Here is an 18,166-nt window from a genome sequence, read left to right on the forward strand (position 1 = left end):
TTTAATCCAGAGGTGATAAATTTATGCTGCTGAATCTTTAGTTTACTGTGCTTTGCGTGTCAGTTGTTAGATCCCCGACTTCTTGAAAAAGCCGGGGATCTAGCAAACCCGTGAAAGGAGTAAAGGAGAATAACTTTTGACTAATGATTATTTGCAATTTGCTAAACAAGGCGATATAAATGCGATCGCCTCATTGATGAGCTTATATTTTCAACCGCAAGGCATCACTGTTAAAGCTAGTATCAAAAATAGTTGTTTACAGTTGATATTGGAGTCTGAACAGGTTCCAGATAAAGCATCATCTGTAACTTTTATTCGTCAGGAATTATCTACGTGGCAATCTACATTAATTACTAATGTGCGAATTTATGGTCTGAGGGCTGATCAATCTTTTCCAGATTGGGAAGAGGCTTTTTCACTGATCAGACAACAGTCTGAAACTACAACGTTTTTAGCAGCACTACGGACATTTAAATTTGCTTCTGTAGTTCCGTATCAAGATGTCTTTAGTGCTGAACTATATAGTAATAATACAGTTAAACTATTGTTATTTTTTGGACTATTTCCTTTAGGCATTGGCTTAATTGCTAAGTCTAGTAATTTGGAACAGACTGCTTGGTTACTTGGTATTTATTACGCCAGTATTTGGGGAGTAGTTTTATACAATTTAATCAAACCTGCTTGGTTTTCTTGGCAAGAAACACTGAAATGTGTTGTGTTTACTGCTATTGTGGGCATCCCTTTACTACTGCTAATTCAACAATTTCCCCTATTCCAGTTACTTTACGCCGCAACGGAGTCGAATTTAGGACTCATTCCTCAATTAATCGGGTTTATTTTCGGTGTAGGAGTATTAGAGGAAATTTGTAAAGCTTTGCCAGTATATCTATTCTTGCTGCGTCCCAGAAAACTCAAAGAACCACTGACAGGGGCATTTTATGGGGCTATGTCAGGATTAGGATTTGCGATCGCTGAAGGTAGTTCCTATTCTCTACTATACGCCTTCAATTTAGTCAGAGGACAATCAGGTTTTGGCACTTACATCTTGATAAATACCATTCGCTTTGTCTCCCTACCCTTGTTCCACGCCATTTTAGCGGGAATAGTCGGTTATTTTTTGGGACTGGCAGCAATTAATCGCTCTCGACAGCTACCAATTATGTTTATCGGTGTAGCTTTGGCTGCTGTTTTACATGGTGCTTACAACACATTTAGCGATGGCATCCTTGGTCTTGTAATCATCAGCTTTACCATTTTGTTGTTCGTTGCTTATTTGCGTCGCAGCCAACAAATGGTAGCAGAAATGCAGCAAGCAGAGTTGGAGAGACTGATTTTACCGCCAGATAACTCTGAAAACTAATTCTGCGCTAGCATTATCGCTGCTATTAAATGGAGTTTTGTAACAAATACTGAACTATCTATGTAGGAGAAATATAGTGCCACATTATTTTACCTTCGCTCCCCCAAATATCAGCCGCAACCACAGCCATCCTAAGCCGCTACCAATAAAATAATAGGGAAAATCTGCCCAAGTAAAGACAGTACCAATTAACATTCTTCCCCACCAAAATGAACGCACCCAATTGAGAAATGGTGGGTTCCACAATTGCATAAATTCTAACAGGCAAGTAATTACCAATACCCATAAAGGAATTTGCCAAACTGCCCGACGAGTGGGAATCAATAGAAAAGCAAACAAACACCAAAATATCTCATAAAAAATCCCTCCTACCTCTTGATTCAACCACCAAATAGAATGGCGATAGTGGCTGTATAAGAGTCCAATGGAGAGAATAATAGTCAGGGAAAGAAGGGTGCGCCAGCGAATGTTTGTGAGTATTGGCATTATTTAGGGTTTAAAATCCATGATTTCCCCTTATAAAAGGAGATGCACCGATTTTAAACGTGACACCACAGACTGTCCATAACCATTAGTGGGGTTCAAGTCCCCACCGATTGTCTCCCCTGCGAGCAGCTACGGTGTACACACAAGTCTTGAAATTACGCCTAACGCTTGGTTTCGTCGTCTAGCTCTAGGCTGTGCGATCGCTCTGGAAGCCTGTCATTGCGAGGAGGAACGACGAAGCAATCACAAAAACTACAGGATGATGCGATTACTTCGCTCCGCTCGTAATGACGGTTAAAAGGGTCTTTACGGCTTGAAACCCTTGCAGATAGTACTTGTGTGTACACGGTAGCTGCGAGCAGGGAAAGGATTAACTCCTGAATACTTCTAAATCAAACCCCCACTAACTGTTTATCTTTCGTCTCAATTGGTGCTGAAAGTGCTGCTTCCAAATCCGCACACCCTAATCTTTCCTCAAGGATGTTCATGACTTCTCGCCCGAAATCATTGGGGTTTCGTCGCCAAGCTTGTAAGCAGACTTCGCCAAAGAATGAACCAAGAGGTTCTGGATTCCACAAAAGTTTTTTGGCTGTCCACGGCATCAAACTCATGGGATTGTACCCTGGTTTGAGGACACCTTCTTTAAAAGCATACTCTTCTAAATGGGTGTGGGGTTGCAAGCCAATAAAGAAAATAGCTGGTTCGACTTTATCAGCACCGAAGATTTTTTCCAATTCGCGGTGGTAGGCGATGGTTTGACGGATGGTTTCAGGACGTTCATCAATCACGTTAAAAGAGTAATTGACAGAAACCATATCATTAAACCCAGCAGCTTTTAAGTCACGGCAGTTTTGCAAGACAGTCCGCAAGTTATAACCCATCCGCATTTTTCGCACGAGTTCTTGAGAACCACTGGTAATCCCAATTTCAAAATAGTTCATCCCAGTTTTTGCCATCAACTCACACAATTCTGGTGTGAGGTTGTCGGCTCTGATGTATGCTGCCCAGTGGATATCTGTCATGCCAGAATCAACAATTTTCTGTAACAGTTCCACCGCATCATCAATAAATTTCCGTGCAGGAATGAATTGGGCATCTGTAAACCAGAAATTGCGAATGCCGCGATTATACAACTGCCGTATTTCCGCTACGACTTCATCAGCTGGGTTAATACGTACCTGTTTACCTTCCACTACGGTGTACACACAGTAACAACAGTTGTGAGGACAACCGCGCTTGGTTTGGACACCGATGTAAAAGTCTTGTTCTTGCAGGTAATAGTTAAACTCCGGCCAGATACGCTCTATGTAGTCGTAGTTACAGGCGCTTTTTTCCAATGGGGTTGGTTGTTCATGAATTAAACGCTGGCGTGGCTTCGCTTCTCCCACTACATAACAGCGTTCATCCCGAAACTCTTTGCCACTTAAGAATTTTTCGAGTAAAGTTTCGCCTTCACCCACAGAAATAATTGTGCCATTGGGTAGGCTTTTACCCAGTTGTTCGTAAAATACGCTAACAGCACCACCACCTACAACCACACGGGCATCAGGGTGATATTTGGCAGCACGTTTTAAGCCACGTTTAATTAATCCCAGGTTACGCCACAACTCTACATAGTAGGCGATGAAGATGCGTAAACCACCTAAAGCCCCACGCAATTTAATCAGGGGATTTTTAGCGTAGTAAAATTCAAAGGCGTTTTGCAGAGGGTTGCCACCACGTCCACCCACTGGGGCATAAATTTGAATATCCCGCCAAGAAAATACCAATAGGGTAGGTTGGAATTCGTCGATACAACGATCCAAGGCAGAGGCATAATCTAAAGGTGGAACTGTTCCCAAATCAAAAATCCGTTGCTCGATGTTGGGAAACATCTTGTGGACATGATCGCTCAAGTAAACAACCCCAATAGGAAAGATGGGGTTACAAGGAAGGCGAACATAGAGAATTCGATTTTCCATCATCGGTGTTTTAACTTCCATCTTGCCGTCTGTTGAGGAGAGTTGAAAAAATAGTCAATATGCCAAGTGTGTTTTAGTCTGACGTGTTTATTACAAGCCTGCTTGACATTTAAGCAGATTCTTGATAAGCAGATTTTCCTGGCATGGAAATAATATAGATTGGCTTTATGAAGAAAAATTTCATATATCTTTACCATAACACTGAGTTCATTCCTTAAGCGATGATCCCTATAGTTAAGCCCTAAGAAGGGTGAAACCGAAAATTTTCCGTTAGAGGTTTTATTGCAGCGCTGGAATAATGATGAGTCAATGGTATTAATTATGAATTTAATAGGTCATAAATTGAGAAAAAATATTTATTACTGTATAATTTTATGGGCAATAATTTCTTTTATATAAATTCCATAACTTGAACATATCTTTAGATATAAATAGCGTAGAAAATTTCAGTTGGTAGTCGGAGTTACAACATATTGGGATCAGCCAGTGTTAACTTTGCAGGTGTAATGTAAAATTGTGGCGACAAGCTCCTCAGCAGTTATGGCTCAAATATTAGATCCTCTACCACCTGAGCAATCAGGAAAAGTTCTCTGCTGCTACGTTAATGCCACGAGCAAAATCCAGGTCGCTCGCATCACCAATATTCCCAATTGGTACTTTGAAAGGGTGGTTTTCCCTGGACAACGCCTCGTGTTTGAAGCTCCCATCGAAGGGCAAATGGAGATTCATACAGGTATGATGGCAAGTGCAATTTTGTCTGACACCATTCCGTGCGATCGCCTGATTATGAGCGAACCCAGCAGCAATGAATTTAATACAGATTCCGTAGGGACAGACCCTATTAGTACAAAATCCGTAGTGCAGACAAATAATACAAAACCTTTAACAGTTGCTGGTCTAGCATCCGTTGAATAAGAAAATAATTTTAGTCAAATATTAAAGGCTGCTGGATTCAGCAGCTTTTTTGTTTGGTCAATTGTCAGTTGTCGGTTGTCAGTAGTTTTCCCAAAATCCCGCGCCTCCCCTGCCTCTTAAAAGTCCCACTCCCATCTACAATAAATATTTATGCACCTACCTTCATTTATTTGGCTGTGGAAAATAGCTGCGTGGTCGATGGGATTATCGCTATTGGCTTATATGCTGCTAGCAACCACAGGCTTTTGGATGTGGCGAATGAGAAATTCGCGCTCAATTCCTAGTTTTATGATGTTTGCTGGGGGTCGTTCACAATGGGTAACGCTGCACTTGATTATGGGTGTCAGCATGGTCGGTTTAGTGCTGTTACTGCTGGCGATCGGAATTATTGGCACTTTGGGACACTTTGGCTCTTTAGGTCACTCATCGCACCTGTGGGCTGGATTAATCGTTGTGGCATTAGTTTTACTATCCGCCTTGAGTGCGACACAGATTAGGTTCGGGAAGACTTGGGCTAGACCGTTACACATCACTTTAAACACCATTTTATTTGTCGGCTTCACTTGGGTATCATTCACTGGTTGGAGTGTGGTACAGAAGTATTTACCATGAATGTAACTAAGCGATCAGCTACTCCCTACTCTCACTATCCCAGTTAGACTAAATTTAAAAGCCTATAAGCCTAATTGAGCCGTGACAGCAAATTTAGTCGATAATTCAACTACCGTTTTCCGCCTATCTCCCTTAATTCGGATTACCTTATTAAGTCTATATATAGCGCTCACAGTCCCCTTACCTTTCTTAGCAGAAGCGACAAATGCACCTACACCACCGACTTTGTTATGGGTGGGAATTAGCATAGGTTTTGTTGGCTTGTATGCGGTGTTGACTGAACGAGTAGTGGTGGATGACCAAGGAATACAGGTAACATACCCAGTCTGGGTTCCCAAATTCTTCCGTAAAGGTTGGTCTTTACCTTGGAAAGAAGTAAAACAGATTAAACCTCGCTCCACAGGTCAAGGAGGGCTGGTTTATTATTTTCTCAGTCAAGAAGGAAAAGCTTATTTGCTACCGATGCGCGTAGCTGGATTTGCCCGTCTAGTAAACATTGTCCAAAGCAAAACAGGTATAGACACCACTGATGTTCGCCCTTTAGCGCAACCGTGGATGTATTTGATTTTATTAGGATTTACACTATTACTACTTTTAATTGATGCTTGGGCGATCGCCACAGCTATAGCCATCTAAGATTAGGAACTGGGGACTAGGGACTGGGTAAAAAACTTCTCCCCTACACCCCTACATTCCTACACCCTACACTCCTAAATTCCCAATGACAGCCCAATTAAGGCTAGAACAAGTTAATCTGTTTGCCAAGCTAAAAACCCAGCTTCAGGGCTACCCAATATTGCAGGATATCTCTTTTGAGATTAACTCTGGCGATCGCCTAGCAATTATTGGCCCCTCCGGTGCTGGTAAAACTTCTTTACTACGTCTAATTAACCGCCTCAGTGAACCTAATAGCGGCAAAATTTTTTTAGAAAATCAAGAATATCCGCAAATTCCTGTTATCCAGTTGCGCCAGATAGTGACCCTGGTATTACAAGAGCCAAAGTTTCTGGGGATGACAGTCCAACAAGCCTTAGCTTACCCTTTAATTTTGCGCGGTTTGACCAAAGAGACGATTCAGCAGCGAGTCAGTCATTGGGCGGAACAGCTGCAAATCCCTGGTGATTGGTTAGGACGCACTGAGGTACAACTTTCGGCTGGACAGAGACAGCTCGTAGCGATCGCTCGTGCTTTAGTCATTCAACCGAAAATCCTCCTGTTAGATGAGCCAACCTCTCATCTAGATATTGGTATAGCCTCCCATCTTATCCAAGTCTTAACCCAGCTAACTCAAACTCATCACACAACAATTGTGATGGTAAACAGCCAGCTAGACTTCACTCAGATGTTTTGTAATCGGCTTTTGTATTTACAGCAAGGACGTTTATTGGTTAATCAAACAGCTTCTAACATCGACTGGATTGACTTACAAAAAAGGTTGATGCACGCCGAAAACCAAGCCGATGAAGAATGGAACTAAGTTAATAATCAATAGTCATTAGTGCTGAGTTAGGAGTAAAAATCATTATTTTTCCTCCCTCTGCCTCCTCTACACCCTCTGCCCACTTAGAGTTGAGCGTTGGTTGCTAAATCTTTCTTTTGTTAACTTTGCTTGTGTTTGTGGAGGATTAGCATTCAAAATTTCCATGTTAAATCGGTATCCAACATTGCGGATAGTCTGAATGAGGCTAGGTTGGCGGGGATCAAGTTCTACTTTTTTACGTAACGATAGAACATGAGTGTCAATGGTACGCGGATTGTCGATAGCGTCAGGCCACGCACGACGTAGCAACTCTGATCGGCTCAAAGGTACTCCACCAGCTTGCGCCAAAACGTACAACAAACTAAATTCCTGTGGAGTCAGGTCGATAAACTCCCCTTGGAATCGTACACGGCGTTGGACTAAATCGATTTGCAAAGTACCATAATCCAAATAAGCAGGAGCAGTAGGTGTGCGCTTGCGGCGGATTAATGCCTCTACCCTAGCCAAAAACTCCTGCATCCCAAATGGTTTGCTCAAGTAATCATCAGCTCCCGCCTTCAACCCGGCAACGATATCAGCCTCATTAGTCCGAGCAGATAACATGAGAATTAGCGGCTGTTGCTGACGATGCAGCCAACGGCAAAATTCAATACCGTCACCATCTGGCAAATCAGCATCCAGAATCACTAGAGTTGGCTGATGGCTCAAAAAGGCTTCCCTTGCTTGATATATGCTGGCGGCTTGATGCACACGGTATTCCAATTGTTGCAAGTGCCAACCCAGCAACGACCTCAGATGGGGATTCCCCTCAACGATTTCAATACAAACCGAACCCACGGCGGCAAGACCCCTTAGCGTCGATGAATTTCAAAGTAACAAGCCCATGCCCAAGGTTTTGTAGTCTTTGTTACTCTAGCCACAATTACCTCTACGTTTTTTTATAACCTATGTTGGCAAAATGTTGAGTTTATGCCTTGTCCAGAGCGAAGTTGATAATATTATTAAATTTTTGTTATAGTTATTAAAAGTTCTTTTAGCTAAATGACTTACGTTTTAAAAACTAGCAATGTAACCCAACGTCATGAGCAAAAGAATACACAGAGTTAATTTTTGGCTAAATTTGCTTGTAATTTAGTTAATTCAACCATTTTTTCTTTGTTCAAGCTGTTCCCTGCAACTGAAAGTATAAAAATAGCCTAACGACTTAACGTGATTGCAAGTTTTCTGGAATAAAATCTAACTGTATTGTAGCTGCTGGAGTAACTATCAAAAGTGACCAAAAGGAATTGCATCTGAAATTGAAGCAGAAATTACCCTTCACATTTCAGCCTGAATCATTTACAATTCTCATTCCAAAGACATAAATCAGCAGTTATGCTCCAAGACACACAAACCATCCGCTATTACCAACGAATTACCGACGCCTTCGTCGATTTGTGGAATCGCGGTTATCGCACGGATGAAATGCGGATGTATTTGGACGGGTATCTAGCCGCGCTGCGACACAGTAACGTCATTGAGCCTTATCTGATTCATCGTTTAGAGGAGGAAGCTAGTCGCTACTTGTACGATGTGTCAAACTTTGTGAAAACACAACCACAACCAGACTATTACTAACCCTTGCCAAAGAGCCAATAATAGCACCTGTAGCTCAACGCACGCAGATGATCTTAGCATATTATCTGTAATGGTCAAGAGCCACAATGGCGGTAATTTGGGGAAATACTTTACTTATGGATATCAGTCTCTCAGTTATTTAGGGATTTCCAATCATGAGAATTGGGTGAAAAGGTGTTTAAATTTTGGATTTTTAATTGAACATCTAGAATTGCCAATCCAAAATTACAGGAACATAGGGCGTAGGAAATGGGAAATTGGCTAATTTTCCATAATGTCTAGTCTGATACCTTTGGTAAAATATCTTTGGGCTATTCCTATGCCCCATACCCAACTTTTATGAAAGAGTATTACGCGTAAATCCTACTTTTTCTAATTTTTAGAAGGGAGTTATTTAGCTCTAGCACAACCTTCCAAAACAGTATTACCTGCAATGTATACGGCTGAGTAAGGGTATTTGGTATCAGACATCCCATCACTACAAGAACCTTTTCTGATTACCAGGGTATTTGTGCTATTGCGCCCTCGCAAACGATAGACTCTGACTAAATCTGTTGGTCTTCCTGATGCTGTAGAAGGGGCAATATAAGGAAACTTTTGACTAGATTCAGGGGTAGAGTAAATTATTCCTTTTCGGCTAACAGTTACACTCCAAAACGGTTCTGTACCACTGACAATCAATTCTTCACTAGCGCCTCGATTGGTAGCTTGAGAAACCAAGAAATCATTACTAACATATTCTCTTTTGCTGTTGGCACTGCTAGGGTCACTCAACATTAAAATAGTAGTAATTCCAGCTAAGAATATAGACGAAACTTGTGTTTTCATAGCTCGCTAATTAAATTTAGTAGTTAGTTCAGTACTTTTTTAACTACAACATTAACAATATATTTTCCGTCTGGATGTTCGAGATTTTGAGAGTGATGATACCCCATCCACTCGGACTTACAAATTTATAGCCGTAGCCAGATAGATTAGGACATCAAGCTAAGATAAAACCCTGACAATAAAAGGCTTCCAAGTCTGTCAACAGACAACCCTCCGGGTTCGGCAGTTCGCAATCGACGCAAAGCGCCAAGACTGCGACTGCCTCACAGTCAACCGTCAACAGCTATATCAGGTATACGGAAAGCCCAAAATACCCGAATAACAAAAAATAACCCTCTGTATATGCAGAGAGTTATTTCTTGTTGATGATTAATTTTGTGAAATATTCAGAATGGGGCGATGAGCTATGCTCCACCGGAGGCGATCGCCAGACAGATGGCGGCTAAGATGGCAGCTATCACGTAAAATGAGCTAACTACCTGTAATTCTGACCAGCCTGATAATTCTAAATGGTGGTGCAGAGGAGCCATTTTCAAGAGGCGCTTGCCTTTCCCATCGGGGCCTTTGGTGGCTTTGTAATAGCTTACTTGTGCCATTACAGAAAGGGTTTCGACGAAGAAGATGCCACTGAGGATAAACAGGGCTACTAAACTGTTAGTTAGTAATGCCACAGCCGCTAAAGCACCTCCTAGTGCTAGGGAACCTGTATCACCCATAAATACCCTGGCTGGGTTGCGGTTGTGAGCTAAGAAACCTAAGCAACTACCACTTAAAGCTGCACAGAAAACCATTAATGCGGGGGATGTTGGGGCAACGATAGCACCTAATGCGAGTAAGGCGATCGCTACAGTTCCTCCGGCTAATCCATCAATACCATCAGTTAAATTAGTTGCATTACTCTCTGCCACGAGGACAAAGCCAGCCAAAGGCCAGAATAAAAATCCCAAAGGTAGGGCAAAGCTTACCCAGGGTAAAGCAATACTCGTAATATTAGCAGGTTGATTAAACATTAACCATAAACAAAAGGCTGCTGCAAAACCGATTTGCAAAGCCAATTTCATCCGGGGGGATATACCCTTATTGGACTTGCGGCGCAAAATTTGCCAATCGTCAATCCAACCAATTAGCCCATAACTGAGGGTGAGAGCCGAGACTGCAAGTACTTCTGTGGCAAAGTTAGACAGTACACAAGCACCTACCACGGCAACAGGAATAAAAAATATCCCCCCCATTGTGGGTGTGCCGGCTTTTTTCAAATGGGCTTGAGGGCCATCTTCACGGATGATTTGCCCAGTTTTCAGTGCTTGCAGTAGAGGCACTACAAAGTAACCTGCAATAGCTGAAGCAATAGTACATAGCAACAGGGGCAAGGTCAGCGATGTACCTTGCCAGGGATTTCTGTTTGCCATCCAATCCAAAGTTAAAGCTGCTATGCCTAGCCCGGCGGCTAAGGAAGAAGCTAGACCAATACCAGAAATATTTAATCCTTGATTAGGCGATAATTTAGCGTCCACAAAAGTTTCCCTTCACTCCACACTTTAATAAAACTGAATTATAGGGACTATATATAACAGAGTCCCAGTCTCAAAAGACTAATCTTCGTCTATGGTGATATCGTCGTCATCATCATCAAGGTAATCGATGCCATCTTCTCCACCCAGGAACTCTGATATTTCTTCTTCTTCATCGGAAAAATCTGGTTCATGAACGTCGCGGGAAATCAGACGACCGTTGGCTTGCAACCAATCTAATAGGGAAGATTCTTGCTTTAGAGGGATGACAGCCGCACGCTGGTTACGAGGTTCTTCACGTAAAGGAGAATTCAACATATCGATATCTAATGAGCAAAAAGACTTATGTAACTAGACATTAAGCAGTCTATCACTTGAGACGGGATAATTTAGTTATTTCTTCAACTATTGGATTGATAAATCCGCAAGCTGGCAAAAATAATTTATTTAATAAAGATAAACTAATTGGGAATAGATTTTTAGTTATTTTCCACCTCCATACATAGGACATTAATATCAATTTAATGTGAGTTTAATAATGACGCTTGTTAAAGGAATGTGATGTTGAAAAAAACAGCTTTATTAGATGCGATCGCCGGGACTAATCGCGGTTTATTAGCTAGTGAACAGCAGAAACAGGCTATCTTAGCAGCGATCGCTACATTAGAAGACCTCAATCCTACACCGCGTCCAGTAGAAACTGCCAATTTACTAGAAGGCAATTGGCGACTACTATACACCACCAGCAAAGCTCTTTTAAACTTAGATCGCGTACCTGTATATAAACTTGGACAAATTTATCAGTGTATTCGGGTAGAAACTACCAGCGTTTACAACATAGCAGAGATTTATGGCTTACCTTATCTCGAAGGATTAGTTAGCGTAGCTGCCAAATTTGAGCCAGTTTCAGAACGGCGTGTCCAAGTGAAATTCCAACGTTCCATCGTGGGTTTACAACGATTAATCGGGTACACTTCCCCAGGAGATTTTATCCAACAAATCGAAGCTGGTAAAAAGTTCACTGCTTTAGATGTACTGATTAAAAGTGATACACAGCAGGGATGGTTAGATATCACCTACATAGATAACAATTTACGCATTGGCAGGGGTAACGAGGGTAGTGTGTTTGTTTTAAGCAAAACATAAGTTTTTTTCTTAAAAATATGTTTGCGAACGAAGTTACGCGATCATTTAACCTTTGTCAAGGAGGGTCTGACCCCCATCTTAAGGCTGAGATTGGCAAGGGAACAGTTACTAAAGGAGGAGATTGACACTAGAGGCAAAAAATCGAGAAAAACTAATGACTGTTGACTATGAGCAACTGACAACTGACAGATGAAAACTAACCAATCAGACAAATAACTTAACAAAGCCTCTAGTGATGGCGTTCAAGATGTAGAGTGAAATCAAATAGCCCTATATATTGGCAATTGATAACTAAAAGGGAAGATACTCATGGTTCAACGTGGTTCTAAAGTACGTATTCTCCGCCCAGAATCCTACTGGTTCCAAGATGTCGGAACTGTAGCTTCTGTTGACCAAAGTGGCATCAAATACCCAGTAATTGTCCGCTTTGATAAGGTAAACTACGCCGGCATCAACACCAACAACTTTGCTGTAGATGAATTAATCGAAGTGGAAGCACCTAAAGCTAAGGCTAAAAAATAAGCCACCAAGCCTCAAAGGGATTCTTTAATGGGATGATGGGAGAAGGGTAAAATTATAGATACGAAGTATGAAATTATAATTTTTCATTCTTCACCTCAGCCTACTCTACCGTATACAAACCGCCATGCGGATATTTACGGATTCTGCTGGGTAGTGCAACCAAAACTTAAAGTGTCTATATTCTTTCTCGTTTTAATTTCCAAAAAGTATTCCCACTGCTTGCTCAATCCGCTTAAATGCCTGAATTGCCTGAAGTTGAAACAGTGCGGCGGGGTTTAAACCAACTAACCCTGAACCGAAAAATTACGGGTGGAGATGTGTTGCTTCATCGCACCATCGCCCACCCTTTTTCTGTTGGTGATTTTTTGAATGGGATTACCGGGAGTACCATTAGTACTTGGCATCGTCGCGGTAAATATCTCCTCGCGGAACTCTCTGCGTCTCCCTCCACTACTTCCATCCCTTGGCTAGGTGTGCATCTGAGGATGACTGGTCAATTACTTTGGCTAAACCAAGATGAGCCTTTACACAAGCATACGCGGGTAAGAATATTTTTTGAGGAAGAGCAGGAATTACGCTTTGTTGACCAGCGAACTTTCGGTCAAATGTGGTGGGTTCCACCAGGAATAGCTGTAGAAAGCGTGATTACTGGTTTAGCTAAACTTGCTGTAGATCCCTTTTCACCTGAATTTACTGTTGAGTACTTAGCAAATAAGCTGCATAATCGTCGCCGTCCCATCAAAACCGCCCTATTAGACCAGTCGGTTGTTGCAGGATTAGGTAACATCTATGCTGACGAAGCATTGTTTAAAAGTGGTGTGTTACCAGAAACTCTATGTACAGAAGTGCAGTTAAAGCAAATTAAGCTTTTGCGAACGGCGATTATTCAAGTTTTGGAAACCAGTATTGAGGCTGGTGGTACAACTTTTAGTAATTTCCTCAACGTTAAAGGGGTCAATGGTAATTATGGTGGTGTCGCCTGGGTGTACAATCGCGCGGGGGAACCATGTAAAGTTTGTGGTGATGTAATTCAGCGCATCAAGTTAGGTGGAAGATCCAGCCATTTTTGCCGCCAGTGTCAAGTTTAGGGGTGTATAAAAAACATAATTGTTTCCATCGAAAGTATTGATACTTGTTGCACCCTTGGTGAGTTGAACTTTTGTACTCGACTGCAAGCTAAAATCCTCTATAAGCCGATTAAAAAAATAGAGGGGATTTATGCCAGTTAAAAAAGGCGAGATGGTTCGCGCTATCCGCGAGAAACTAGAAAATAGTGTAGAAGCGAAAGCCAGCGATACTCGCTTTCCAGCTTACTTGTTTGAAACAAAGGGTGAAGTCGTAGATATCAAAGGTGATTACGCGCTGGTCATGTTTGGACAGGTACCAACGCCAAATATCTGGTTACGTTTGGATCAAATTGAATCATTCTAAAGCGGGGAGTGAGGAAAGAGACTTTAGCTGATTAATTTTGAGTTTCCTTGCTTCCAGCCAATTAACCCCATGACAAATTACAATTTGCGAATTACGAGTTACGAATTAATCTGAGTTGTTAATGTGGATAGTGTAAGCTGCCCTTGTTTTAACTTCCACATCTTTTCGTGTTGGCTGTTAACAGTTGACGGTTGACAGTTAACTTTCAGCAGTCAACAAACCATACAAGTGAGTATGTAATTTAAAAGCGTCATAGCTTAAGGATGCAATTCTACTCGAACCATGTTTTCTTCTCCAGACTCCCCAATTTTGCATTGTCTACCTCGTGTCGCCATTATTGGTGCTGGTAGGGTTGGTAGCACTTTAGCTCAACGTATTGCTGAGAAAAATTTAGCAGATGTGGTGCTATTAGATATTGTTGAGGGTATACCTCAAGGATTAGCACTAGATTTATTAGAAGCTAGGGGTATTGAATTGCATAATCGTCAGATTATCGGCACAAATAATTATGCTGATACCTCTGGTTCGCAAATCGTTGTCATAACAGCCGGATTTCCCCGCAAGCCAGGGATGAGTCGGGATGATTTGTTGAGAACTAACGCCAAGATTGTTATTGAGGCAGCAAAGCAAGCGATCGCCTACTCTCCCTATGCTATTTTTATCGTAGTCACCAATCCTTTGGATGTGATGACTTATTTAGCTTGGGAAGCCACAGGTTTACCCCGTAACCGCATCATGGGTATGGCTGGGGTGTTAGACTCGGCAAGATTTGAAACTTTTATTGCTTTAGAATTAGGGGTATTACCTGCGGATGTCAAAGCAATGGTATTGGGTAGCCACGGGGATTTGATGGTTCCCCTGTCTCGTTACGCCACAGTTAATGGTATCCCCATTACACAATTGTTGGATGCAGTCACAATAGAAAGGTTAGTGGAAAGAACCCGTAATGGTGGTGCGGAAATTGTGGAATTGATGCAGACTGGTGGCGCGTTTTTTGCACCTGCATCAGCTACAAGTTTGATGGTGGAATCAATTTTATTGAATCAGTCCCGGCTGTTACCTGTGTCTATATATCTGCAAGGCGAATACGATTTAAAAGATGTAGTGATTGGTGTTCCTTGTCGGTTGGGATTAAATGGAATTGAGAGTGTAATAGAATTAAATCTCAGTGATAGTGAAAGAGAAGCTTTACATATCTCGGCTAAATCAGTGCAGAAAAATATTGAGCGATGGCGTTCTCTCCAGAATAGCTGATATCAATAAAATTTGAGCGTCACTTGATAAGTATACTCATTACTAATACTTCTTGATGATATAAGAATGTCTAACCTGAGATATATATTTTAAAAATATTGGTATGTTTCAAGTTCTATGAAACTAGGTTTTTTAAAAAATGATTTTTGCAAATACGTATTTGCCTAACATTACGCAGAACTGAACAATAGAAAAATTATTTATATAATTAATACATTAACAATGAATTTAGCATATTTAATATTAGCACATAACAACCCTAACCATTTACAAAAACTGATTAGCTCTCTTGATACTTCAGATGTTCATTTCTTTGTACACATAGATGGCAAGAGCAATATATTACCTTTTCAGGCTAATCTTATCAGTAATAAAGTTACTTTTGTCCAAGAAAGAAGAAATATTTTTTGGGGCGAATTTTCTATAGTACAAGCTACTATAGATTTAATGAAAACCGCTTTAAATAAACAAGACTTCGACTATTTAATCTTGATTAGTGGAAGTGATTATCCTCTTAAAAATGCACAATATATTAAAGATTTTTTTTCCAAAAACAAGGGCTCAGAGTTTATAAATTTGGTAGAATTACCTAATGAGCAAGCCTCTAAAAATTTAAATAGGCTATATCAATATCGAATCAGCTTTTCCTCTAAGAATATAGTTTTGCGCGCATTCAGGAGGGTAATCAATTGTATTATCAATGATTTATTTCATTGGCAACGTAACTATAGAAAATCTTTAGGTGAGTTAAAACCATATGCTGGTAGTCAATGGTGGGCTTTATCTGGAGATGCTTGCAACTATATATTGAATTTCATTGCTAAAAACCCAGAAATATTAAAGTTCTTTCAAACTGCGTTAATTCCTGATGAATCATTTTTTCATACGATATTAGCTAATTCCGATTTTCTAACAAAAGTTAAACCTAATCTCACTTTTACAAAGTGGAATGATACAGCACACCCAGAATATATAACCGTAGAAATAGTGCGAGACTTTAAAGGTATGGACGCAATTTACAACCATAGTATAGGTGGATACGGTGAAGTACTTTTTGCGAGGAAATTTGCCCCTGATTCAGACGAAGTGATTAAGTTTATCAATGATAATATTGCTTGAATGAAATGGCTTGTTAATGAAGTACTTTCAGACCTTGCTTTCGCATCCACAATGCTAGTACACCCATAAACACCACTCCCATTATTCCTTGTAGGGGATTATTATTTACCCCGGTTACCCAATCAGGAACTTGACCTGAATATTGAATCAATCCTCCTACATTAATAATGTAATATCCCCAGACTAAACCACCATGTAACCCAATTGGTAAACCCAATCGTCCCCTACGCCAGCATTTACCCCATACCTGCGTTAGCCCCAGCAAGACCAAAGTTGGAAATTGCGGTAGTGTATGAATAATGACTTCTATTGGCTTAATAAAATGTAATAATGCAAATGTAACTGCATCTATCCACAATGCCAAGCGTGGACTGTAATCTCGTTGCAACTCATCCAGCAACCATCCACGAAATAACAATTCTTCAGCAAATCCCACACCCAAACTGACGAAAAACCCTTCTAAAACTATCTTGAGTAACAAAATTGTTGGTTGCTGCCATTTTAGCCAACCCAAAAAACCTTCAATAGTGAATAAAATCAGAATGTTAATCAACCCCATTCCCAAGCCACACAGCATCTCCACACCATTACGCCGTGTAAATTCTAAACCATACTGCCGAAGTATTTGCGGTTGCTGATAGACATTTTCACCCCAAAGTCTCAGCAGAAAAATAAACTCTGCATACAACAATACCATTGTCAATATACTTGCTAAATTAGTATCATGTACTAATAAGTAAATTGGTGCAGCCAAGGGTAGCCATAAAAATAATAAAGCGAGAATAAAATAGACCAGCCTAATTGGGGCTGGACGCTGGGCTAAAAGAGCAAGTCTGTTTTTCATATAGAGTTCACCAGTCAGCACTCCAGATTATGACTGATGACATAATCATTAGTAATCCGTACTGCGCGGTTGGCAATATTCATTATGGGGGTGAGATATTTGCTTTCTCTAAAACCCCTGGGTAATTGAGCTAACTGAGAAGTTTACCTGGTTACCGATTTATTCATCGGGTTCTATTGTGCTGCTAAGACCGTGATCTTTGAGGGTTTCGCAGTAAAATTCTGCGTGTTCTTGAGCGCAGGTAATAACTAAGGCTAGCCCATTAGTATGGGCTTCCATCATGATGCTCACAGCTTGAGGCTGGGTTAGGCTCGGCACGGTGGTGATTAGTACTTGCACCACGTACTCCATAGAGTTGTGGTCGTCGTTATGGAGCAAAACGCGATACCGAGGCGCGAGCTTGCGGGATGTGGAACGCTTCTCAATGGTTTCGACTGACACAGCTTTTGCTCTTGGTTTTTGGAGTTACTACAACACAGGCTCTGTACAGTGATCACTATACAGTTATCTACCCATTTTATAGCATTTTCATCAAAATTCTATGGCACGTAAAATTTTCTTGCCATTATTCGGTCTCGGCAAAATGATATTACCACGAATACTGCAATAATTTTACAGTATGTTTTCACCATAATACCCCACTTTCACTTTTAAAATGAAGGAAGAAGAAACCTGCAAATTCATTCTTGCCACTGCCCTACATGAATATGGACATAGATGTTAACTTTCAACCAGGACAAATTGTGTCTTTAGAGCATGGCGACAGAAATCTGTATGCAGAAGTGATTCAAGTTGTACTTTCCCGCCGATTATGCTGGGTACGTCCTTTACTATTAGTGACTTATACGCCAGAACCAACAATAATAATCGACCTGCGGGATGGCTCTGACTTACTTTGGCCCATCAACCTATTTCGACACGCATTAGACACAGAAGTAATTGCCGTCCTGAGTCAGATTTTAATCAAAGAACCAAAACCAGAACCAGACTTAGCAGTCAAGCAGCAACTCCATCAGTTTATTCAACAACTTTGGCAAGCTTATCAAGAAGGTGTGGGGAGTAGGGAGTAAAGGAAAAAAC

At 41.0% G+C, this 18,166-nt stretch carries 22 protein-coding genes; 14 read left to right on the plus strand and 8 right to left on the minus strand.

The genetic code is table 11. The features are described from left to right. The first annotated feature begins 136 nt into the window (after positions 1-136). Positions 137-1,360: a PrsW family intramembrane metalloprotease gene (locus tag ACN222_RS21520; RefSeq protein WP_126987443.1), complete on the plus strand. Its 1,224-nt coding sequence runs from the start codon at positions 137-139 to the stop codon at positions 1,358-1,360. 84 nt (positions 1,361-1,444) lie between these two features. Here ACN222_RS21520 and ACN222_RS21525 read toward each other — a convergent pair whose 3' ends face one another. Beyond that, on the minus strand, positions 1,445-1,846 hold the full coding sequence (locus ACN222_RS21525; RefSeq protein ID WP_010998444.1) for a DUF2809 domain-containing protein: 402 nt from the start codon (positions 1,844-1,846) through the stop codon (positions 1,445-1,447). 88 nt (positions 1,847-1,934) lie between these two features. On the opposite strand from ACN222_RS21525, the gene ACN222_RS21530 reads away from it, so the two are divergent. Next, a complete protein-coding gene (locus ACN222_RS21530; protein WP_126987440.1) occupies positions 1,935-2,144 on the plus strand; it encodes a hypothetical protein in 210 nt (69 codons plus the stop codon). A gap of 94 nt (positions 2,145-2,238) precedes the next feature. Here the strand turns inward: ACN222_RS21530 and ACN222_RS21535 are convergent, their stop codons facing one another. Beyond that, the gene (locus ACN222_RS21535) at positions 2,239-3,828 is read right to left on the minus strand and encodes a photosystem II high light acclimation radical SAM protein (protein ID WP_044522153.1); all 1,590 of its coding nucleotides are present in this window, start codon (positions 3,826-3,828) and stop codon (positions 2,239-2,241) included. Positions 3,829-4,347: 519 nt separating this feature from the next. On the opposite strand from ACN222_RS21535, the gene ACN222_RS21540 reads away from it, so the two are divergent. From ACN222_RS21540 to ACN222_RS21555, 4 genes are all read left to right on the plus strand, one after another. Further along, on the plus strand, positions 4,348-4,722 hold the full coding sequence (locus tag ACN222_RS21540) for a DUF1830 domain-containing protein (RefSeq protein WP_044522154.1): 375 nt from the start codon (positions 4,348-4,350) through the stop codon (positions 4,720-4,722). 150 nt (positions 4,723-4,872) lie between these two features. Then, positions 4,873-5,334, plus strand: a complete 462-nt coding sequence (locus ACN222_RS21545) for a DUF4079 domain-containing protein (protein ID WP_010998447.1) — start codon at positions 4,873-4,875, stop codon at positions 5,332-5,334. 81 nt (positions 5,335-5,415) lie between these two features. Beyond that, positions 5,416-5,970 carry a hypothetical protein gene (locus ACN222_RS21550; protein ID WP_010998448.1) on the plus strand — a complete coding sequence of 185 codons (555 nt, stop codon included), beginning with the start codon at positions 5,416-5,418 and terminating at the stop codon, positions 5,968-5,970. A gap of 85 nt (positions 5,971-6,055) precedes the next feature. After that, the gene (locus ACN222_RS21555; protein ID WP_010998449.1) at positions 6,056-6,811 is read left to right on the plus strand and encodes an ABC transporter ATP-binding protein; all 756 of its coding nucleotides are present in this window, start codon (positions 6,056-6,058) and stop codon (positions 6,809-6,811) included. A 69-nt stretch (positions 6,812-6,880) separates the two neighbouring features. On the opposite strand, the gene ACN222_RS21560 is transcribed toward ACN222_RS21555, so the two are convergent. Continuing rightward, entirely contained in the window at positions 6,881-7,651 is a 771-nt protein-coding gene (locus ACN222_RS21560; protein ID WP_010998450.1) for a response regulator transcription factor, read from the minus strand. 537 nt (positions 7,652-8,188) lie between these two features. Here ACN222_RS21560 and ACN222_RS21565 point away from each other — a divergent pair. Then, the gene (locus ACN222_RS21565; RefSeq protein ID WP_010998451.1) at positions 8,189-8,431 is read left to right on the plus strand and encodes a DUF6761 family protein; all 243 of its coding nucleotides are present in this window, start codon (positions 8,189-8,191) and stop codon (positions 8,429-8,431) included. 390 nt (positions 8,432-8,821) lie between these two features. On the opposite strand, the gene ACN222_RS21570 is transcribed toward ACN222_RS21565, so the two are convergent. From ACN222_RS21570 to ACN222_RS21580, 3 genes are all read right to left on the minus strand, one after another. Continuing rightward, complete coding sequence (locus tag ACN222_RS21570; protein WP_010998453.1) at positions 8,822-9,259, minus strand: COG3650 family protein; 438 nt, start codon at positions 9,257-9,259, stop codon at positions 8,822-8,824. A gap of 404 nt (positions 9,260-9,663) precedes the next feature. Then, the gene (mraY, locus tag ACN222_RS21575; protein ID WP_010998454.1) at positions 9,664-10,773 is read right to left on the minus strand and encodes a phospho-N-acetylmuramoyl-pentapeptide-transferase; all 1,110 of its coding nucleotides are present in this window, start codon (positions 10,771-10,773) and stop codon (positions 9,664-9,666) included. Positions 10,774-10,851: 78 nt separating this feature from the next. Further along, positions 10,852-11,088, minus strand: coding sequence for a DUF3134 domain-containing protein (locus tag ACN222_RS21580; RefSeq protein ID WP_010998455.1), 237 nt, complete (start codon positions 11,086-11,088; stop codon positions 10,852-10,854). Between the two features lie 243 nt (positions 11,089-11,331). Between ACN222_RS21580 and ACN222_RS21585 the strand changes: the two genes are divergently transcribed. The 6 genes from ACN222_RS21585 to ACN222_RS21610 all read left to right on the plus strand — a co-directional run bounded on the left by ACN222_RS21585 (position 11,332) and on the right by ACN222_RS21610 (position 16,242). Further along, complete coding sequence (locus tag ACN222_RS21585) at positions 11,332-11,916, plus strand: PAP/fibrillin family protein (protein ID WP_010998456.1); 585 nt, start codon at positions 11,332-11,334, stop codon at positions 11,914-11,916. A gap of 309 nt (positions 11,917-12,225) precedes the next feature. Next, a complete protein-coding gene (locus ACN222_RS21590) occupies positions 12,226-12,438 on the plus strand; it encodes a photosystem I reaction center subunit IV (RefSeq protein ID WP_010998457.1) in 213 nt (70 codons plus the stop codon). Positions 12,439-12,674: 236 nt separating this feature from the next. Continuing rightward, positions 12,675-13,526 (plus strand): DNA-formamidopyrimidine glycosylase, encoded by an 852-nt coding sequence (locus ACN222_RS21595; protein ID WP_010998458.1) that lies wholly within the window; start codon positions 12,675-12,677, stop codon positions 13,524-13,526. Between the two features lie 130 nt (positions 13,527-13,656). After that, positions 13,657-13,869 (plus strand): NAD(P)H-quinone oxidoreductase subunit O, encoded by a 213-nt coding sequence (locus tag ACN222_RS21600; RefSeq protein ID WP_010998459.1) that lies wholly within the window; start codon positions 13,657-13,659, stop codon positions 13,867-13,869. Positions 13,870-14,151: 282 nt separating this feature from the next. After that, complete coding sequence (gene mdh / locus ACN222_RS21605) at positions 14,152-15,123, plus strand: malate dehydrogenase (protein ID WP_044522156.1); 972 nt, start codon at positions 14,152-14,154, stop codon at positions 15,121-15,123. 222 nt (positions 15,124-15,345) lie between these two features. Then, positions 15,346-16,242 carry a beta-1,6-N-acetylglucosaminyltransferase gene (locus tag ACN222_RS21610; protein ID WP_010998461.1) on the plus strand — a complete coding sequence of 299 codons (897 nt, stop codon included), beginning with the start codon at positions 15,346-15,348 and terminating at the stop codon, positions 16,240-16,242. 13 nt (positions 16,243-16,255) lie between these two features. On the opposite strand, the gene ACN222_RS21615 is transcribed toward ACN222_RS21610, so the two are convergent. Together ACN222_RS21615 and clpS are read right to left on the minus strand one after the other, a co-directional pair. After that, positions 16,256-17,086: a CPBP family intramembrane glutamic endopeptidase gene (locus tag ACN222_RS21615; RefSeq protein WP_044522157.1), complete on the minus strand. Its 831-nt coding sequence runs from the start codon at positions 17,084-17,086 to the stop codon at positions 16,256-16,258. Positions 17,087-17,245: 159 nt separating this feature from the next. Next, positions 17,246-17,527 (minus strand): ATP-dependent Clp protease adapter ClpS, encoded by a 282-nt coding sequence (gene clpS, locus ACN222_RS21620; protein ID WP_010998463.1) that lies wholly within the window; start codon positions 17,525-17,527, stop codon positions 17,246-17,248. Positions 17,528-17,793: 266 nt separating this feature from the next. Between clpS and ACN222_RS21625 the strand changes: the two genes are divergently transcribed. Then, entirely contained in the window at positions 17,794-18,156 is a 363-nt protein-coding gene (locus tag ACN222_RS21625; RefSeq protein WP_044522158.1) for a hypothetical protein, read from the plus strand. The last annotated feature ends 10 nt before the right edge of the window (positions 18,157-18,166 follow it).

Origin of the sequence: Anabaena sp. FACHB-595, assembly GCF_048568275.1 — a bacterium.
Classification (GTDB): Bacteria; Cyanobacteriota; Cyanobacteriia; order Cyanobacteriales; family Nostocaceae; genus Trichormus.